We start from the raw sequence: 5,468 nt of genomic DNA on the forward strand, positions 1-5,468 counted from the left end.
GCATCATGATGTCACACAAAATCAAATCCGGGGGCACCAACAGCGCCTGCGTTATGCCTTCGCGGCCACTGTCGGCAGTCGCTACCTGAAAACCACTCAGGCTTAATAATTCGGTTACATTGTGGCGAATCTGGGCATCATCTTCAATGAGTAAGAGTTGAGTAGCCATTATTTTAACGGTAAGGGGGGGAAGTGATGGGCAACGATTAAATTCCTAGAGGGATGTTGACTTCCTCCGCCAGCACCTGATCGGGTGAGTTTAGGGGGAGGGTAATGGAAAAGACCGTTCCTTGATGCGGCTCGCTTTGCAGCTCCAGCGTACCGGCATGGAGCTCCACAAACTGCCGGGCAATCACCAGCCCCAAGCCCGTACCCTGGATGCCAACCGTGTTGCTGGCCCGAAAAAAAGCCTGAAATAAATTAGCCACATCAGTCGCCGGGATGCCAATGCCCTGATCGATCACCTGCAGCTGCAGACAGGTGGGGGTAAAAACAACGCGCAGGATGGGGGACCCCTGCACGGAAAACTTAAAGGCGTTCGACAACAGGTTGATCAGCACATGCCCCATCCGTTTGGCGTCCAGATCGACCCGTCGGGGTGTCCCCTCACTCACCAGTTGAACGCTCCGCTGATCAGCGCGGAGACTAAAATGCGTGGCGATCAGGTTCTCACAAAGAGCCATGACATCCTCGGAGCGGGGCGCATAGGTAAGTTTTCCGGCTTCGATCTGACCTATGGTCAACACATCAGTCAGTAACTCACTAAACTGATCAATTTGTGCTTCAATCACACCCAGATGTTTTTGGATGGATGGTCTGGCGCGGTCCGGGGGGAAGTCCAGATACCGCCCGATCAAATCGACACTCGATTGGATGGTCATCAGGGGGGTTCGGAACTCGTGGGAAGCGGTGGAGACGAACTGGGACTTGAGTTGATTGAGTTCCTGCTCCCGGTGCAGGGAATGCTGGAGGACGAACTCTTTTTCTTTCTGGCTGGTCACGTCACTGGCGAAGCCAATGTGACGCAGCACCGTCCCCGCTTCATCGCGGCTGATGAAGCTGCGAATCATCAGCCAGCGTATGGGCTCGTCTTTCGGCTGTAGCCGGTAGTAGACTTCCCCTTCCAGGCCGGCCCGGTATTGCTCCATAAACAAGCGAACAGTGGGTCGGTCTTCGGGCACGGCGGTCTCCAGAAGGAAGAAGGGCTCGCCTTGTAACTGCTCAAATGTTGTGTTCCATACCCGCTGGCCGGCTGGATTGATATACATTAACTCAAAGGGGTCAGCGGAATGAATCCAGAAGACCTCATCGACATTGTCGGCAATCTCCCGAAACCGCTGCTCACTGGCCTGAAGCTGCTGCTGAGCCGCCTGCTGCTCGACTTTAGCCTGCAGTAACTGCATATGAAGCGCCTGGTCCTGCAATTCCAGCTTCTGTTGGAGTACTTCCCGGGTGCGCACCCGCACCAGGTTTTGTAAAGTGACCTGCTGGGCCTGAATGCGTTTAACCCGCAGGCGATACACCCCGTAAAGACTACCGGCCGCCAGCAAGCCAAGCAATCCTTTAAACCACCAGAGTTGCCAGAAGGGTGGTTGGATGATGATTCGGAAAGCCGTTCCCTGTTCATTCCAGACACCATCATTATTAGATCCTTTTACACGAAACGTATAGGTGCCCGGTTCCAGGTTGGTGTAAGTCGCCACCCGGGTGGGGCTTGTCAAACTCCAGTCCCGATCAAATCCCTCCAGTGTATAGCGGTACTGGTTCTTCTGAGGAGTTGAATAATTTAACGCCGCAAACTCAAAGCTGAGCGTGGATTGGTCATAGGCGAGGGTAATTTGATTGGATCGAAGCCAGACCGGTTGATTGAAAATGCGAAGCTGCGTAATGACGACGGGGGGAATAAAGGAATTATCGCGCAACCGATTCGGATAAAAGCTCGTCATCCCGGTACTACCCCCGAAAAATAAGGCACCCCCCTGTCCTTTGAAAACTGACATCCGGTTGAATGACCCTTTCTGTAGCCCATCCTCAGCCCCAAAATTGCGGAATGTGTTCGTTGTAGGATGGAAGACCGATAGGCCTTTATTGGTACTGAGCCAAAGGTTTCCGCCCTCATCGCTAACCATCCCCTGAATTACCTTATTAGCTAACCCTTGCTTTTCGGTATACGAGACAAACGATTGCGTCTGGGGCTCAAACCGGTTTAGTCCACCGCAGGTGCCGACCCAAACCTGGTGGTGGGCATCTTCGTAGAGGCTGTTTACTAAATTGTGGTTCAAACTACCGGGCACGGCCCGGTTGTGCCGATACGAGCGGAACGTACCGCTGCGGGTATTGAGCACATTCAGCCCGTCTCCTTCGGTACCAATCCACAAGTTTTGCTGGTGATCATAGCACAACGCACTGATATACCCTTGGGTCAGGTGACCAGGATGCGTTGCATCAGCCCGGTAATGGACAAACGTGCCGGTTTTTTTGGTGTAACAACTAATCCCACCCCCCATAGAGCCTATCCAAATCGTCCCTTTCTTTCCTTCGACAATGGCCGTAACCGTTTCATGATTGAATCCTTTGGCGTCACCCCGTTGGGTAAAGTTGAGAAAGTCACCGGATTCTTTTCGCCATAGGCTCAGTCCCCCTTTGTAACAGCCAATCCAAATATCCCCATCGCTATCCTGGTAGAGACTCATGATAAAGTTACTACCCACACTCGTTGGATCGACGGGATTATGGGGATAGTGGACATAGCGATGGGTCGATTTGATCAGCACATTCACCCCACCCCCATCGGTTCCGATCCATACGTTGCCTTGCGGGTCTTCCAGAACGGCCATCACATTGGGATTGGTGAGGCTGTTAATCTGGTTGATATCTTTTTGATAGCGCGTAAAATTGGCCGACTGATGATCAAAAAGGTTAATACCTCCGCTGTAGGTTCCAATCCACATGTTCCCGCTCCGATCGGGGCAAAGGGCATAAATAGAGCCATTATTGAGCCCCTCGGGATCATTCTCCTGATAGGGGTACTGCGTGAAAGCAGTCCGGCTTTTATTTAGGACGCTGATGCCTTCGTTTTCAGTACCAATCCACAAATTTCCCTGCCTGTCTTCCACTATGGTATTGACATCATCATCGAGGAGCGAACTGGTCACCGCTGAATCGTGTCGAAAATGGGTAAACGAGGTTTGATCCTGATTTAACAGGTTCAAGCCCCCGCCTTGGGTAGCTGCCCAAAGCCGCCCCTGCGAATCTTCAAAGAGCTTTTTTACGTTATTGTGGCTTAGGGACGTTTTATCCTCGGGTCGATGTGTAAACGGATGAAACTTACCCGTTCGGGGATCCAACCGGTTTAGCCCCCCACCAAGGGTGGCTACCCAAATTTGCCCCTGATGGTCCACCAGAACATCCTGAACCAAATCATTGCTTAGGCTTGTTGGGTCACCGATTTGGTGTTTGTAGCGGATGAACCTGCCGCTGGTCGGATTAAACTGATTGAGGCCGCTTTCAGTAGCGATCCACAGAGTACCCTGACGATCTTCGGTGATGGCCAGAACGTAATTGCTACTAAGGCTTTTGTCATCGGTTTCGGACCGTGTAAAGCGGGTGAATCGTCCCGTTTGCTTATCAAACCGGCATAGTCCTCCGTCGGCGGTTCCGACCCACACGTATCCTTTTTGGTCTTCATAGAGAGCCACGACATAATTATCGCTTAGGCTAGACGGCTGAAGGGGATCGTTCTGGTAGAGGGTAAAAGAATACCCATCGTATTTATTGAGGCCATCCTGGGTGCCAAACCACATAAACCCCTGCTGGTCCTGGAGGATAGCGGTTACATTACTTTGCGATAAGCCTTCGTCGGTGGTTATGTGCTTAAAGGATACGTTACCGGTTTGGGCCTGGGCGGATTGGCAAAGAACAAACCAGAATAGAACCAACAGTAGCCTTGGCACGTGACCGAACATGTACAGGGAATCGTTATGGATAGAGTAAAATATACTCTAAATATAGTAACATATTATAGAAAAGATTAATGTTTAGTTAACATTTCATCTCCAATTGTCCTGAACCCTTGAATGTGAGCCAGTGAAAGTTAAGTTTTTTACCCTACTTTTCACTGGCTCACGTTCAAGGGTTCAGGACAGACTTACGGACCTTCCTCTTTTATTCACCCCGTAGTTAACCGCCAACGTCCCGTCCTATAGCCATCATGATGGGGCGTTGGCAGTTAACTGCGGGGTGCTACTTGTCGTCTGCTATCAGTAGCTCTATTTTATTTTAAGTAGGGCAATCAGAAAAATGAAGCGCAACGCTGCCCAACAGGCCAAGGGCCAAGCGAATCTGGATCGTGGTTGGAGTGGCATAAAGAGAATAAATAGCTTGGGCGCAAAGCCAGTGGTCAGAGATGGGTTATGCTAGAGACGACCTAGGCGATCCAGTGTTTCTGGAATGCGACGGCGAGATATTGGCAGGCAAAGTCCATTGGTTAGTTTTAAGTACACCACTTTAGCATCTTCCCGAATCACCTGCTGAACAACGGTTGGATTGACCATCATAGACTTACTGATGCGGATGAAGTGGGGGAGTATACTTTCAAACCGCTTTAGGGTTTGACTAACCAACAAGGGTTTGTGGTCACCTTGCAAATGCACAATGGTGTAATTGCCGTTGCCTTCCAGCCGACTGATGAGTAGTCCATTTTGGAGGTGGCGGTAGCCTGGAATTCGTAACGGAATTTCTGGTTTAGCAGTCATAAGTTGAGTCGATACTTTCCTGTCAATTATCATTTTTAGTCACTAGTCAGTCAGCTCATAAAGGCACTTTCTGTTATCAACTAGTTGACTGAATGAACTAGCTGAATCAGTAAAATGACGCGTGCTGAAAAAGACAAAATGAGGTAAACATCGATCAGAATTCTGAAGTAATTCTGAAGATGGGATAGGGGTTGTATTAACTGCTTGGTTTATAGAAAGGAAATTTTTAGTTTCAGAAAACGAATGCCTAAAAAGTATACAGGCACAAGCCAACTGTTTTGAAAAAGGTCTCTCCATAATTTCTTTTATACACACCCGTTCTGTAGTCTTGTATCCAATCAATCAATACTGAGCAGTATCCGGTGAAACAAACTAAACTGTCCATAAAGAGCAGAAGAAAGAAGTGAGGTTGACATAATTTAGTAGATCGTTGAGTAACAATGTCTTTTTGAACATTAATCAGTTGAAAGGTTTAACTATCTAACCCATCAGCTGAATACTCTGTTGATTTAAGCGTAACTCATCAATCATTTTAAACGAACTAGCTCGCTGATAGTCAGGACCAGAAAACATCTTCTTTCAATAGAATCATAGAAAGCATAGTATAGACCATTATCGTCGTTCTCATTTTTAACTGCTGGGATTTTTAGGCTTTATTGATCAGTGAGTAGGCTTGTAAAGATTTGTTCTTTGGTGCAAATGGCAACTTACAAA

General features: G+C 48.8%; 3 protein-coding genes. All 3 read right to left on the reverse strand.

The window, feature by feature from the left end:
- On the reverse strand, positions 1 to 169 hold a 169-nt coding region (locus ACFS25_RS27615; protein ID WP_381507791.1), incomplete at its 3' end, for a response regulator transcription factor.
- Positions 170 to 206: 37 nt separating this feature from the next.
- On the reverse strand, positions 207 to 3,965 hold the full coding sequence (locus tag ACFS25_RS27620) for a two-component regulator propeller domain-containing protein (protein ID WP_381507787.1): 3,759 nt from the start codon (positions 3,963 to 3,965) through the stop codon (positions 207 to 209).
- A gap of 450 nt (positions 3,966 to 4,415) precedes the next feature.
- Complete coding sequence (locus ACFS25_RS27625; RefSeq protein WP_381507789.1) at positions 4,416 to 4,754, reverse strand: LytTR family DNA-binding domain-containing protein; 339 nt, start codon at positions 4,752 to 4,754, stop codon at positions 4,416 to 4,418.
- Between the last annotated feature and the right edge of the window lie 714 nt (positions 4,755 to 5,468).

The sequence above is a fragment of the Spirosoma flavum genome, from assembly GCF_042686045.1.
Classification (GTDB): domain Bacteria; phylum Bacteroidota; class Bacteroidia; order Cytophagales; family Spirosomataceae; genus Spirosoma; species Spirosoma flavum.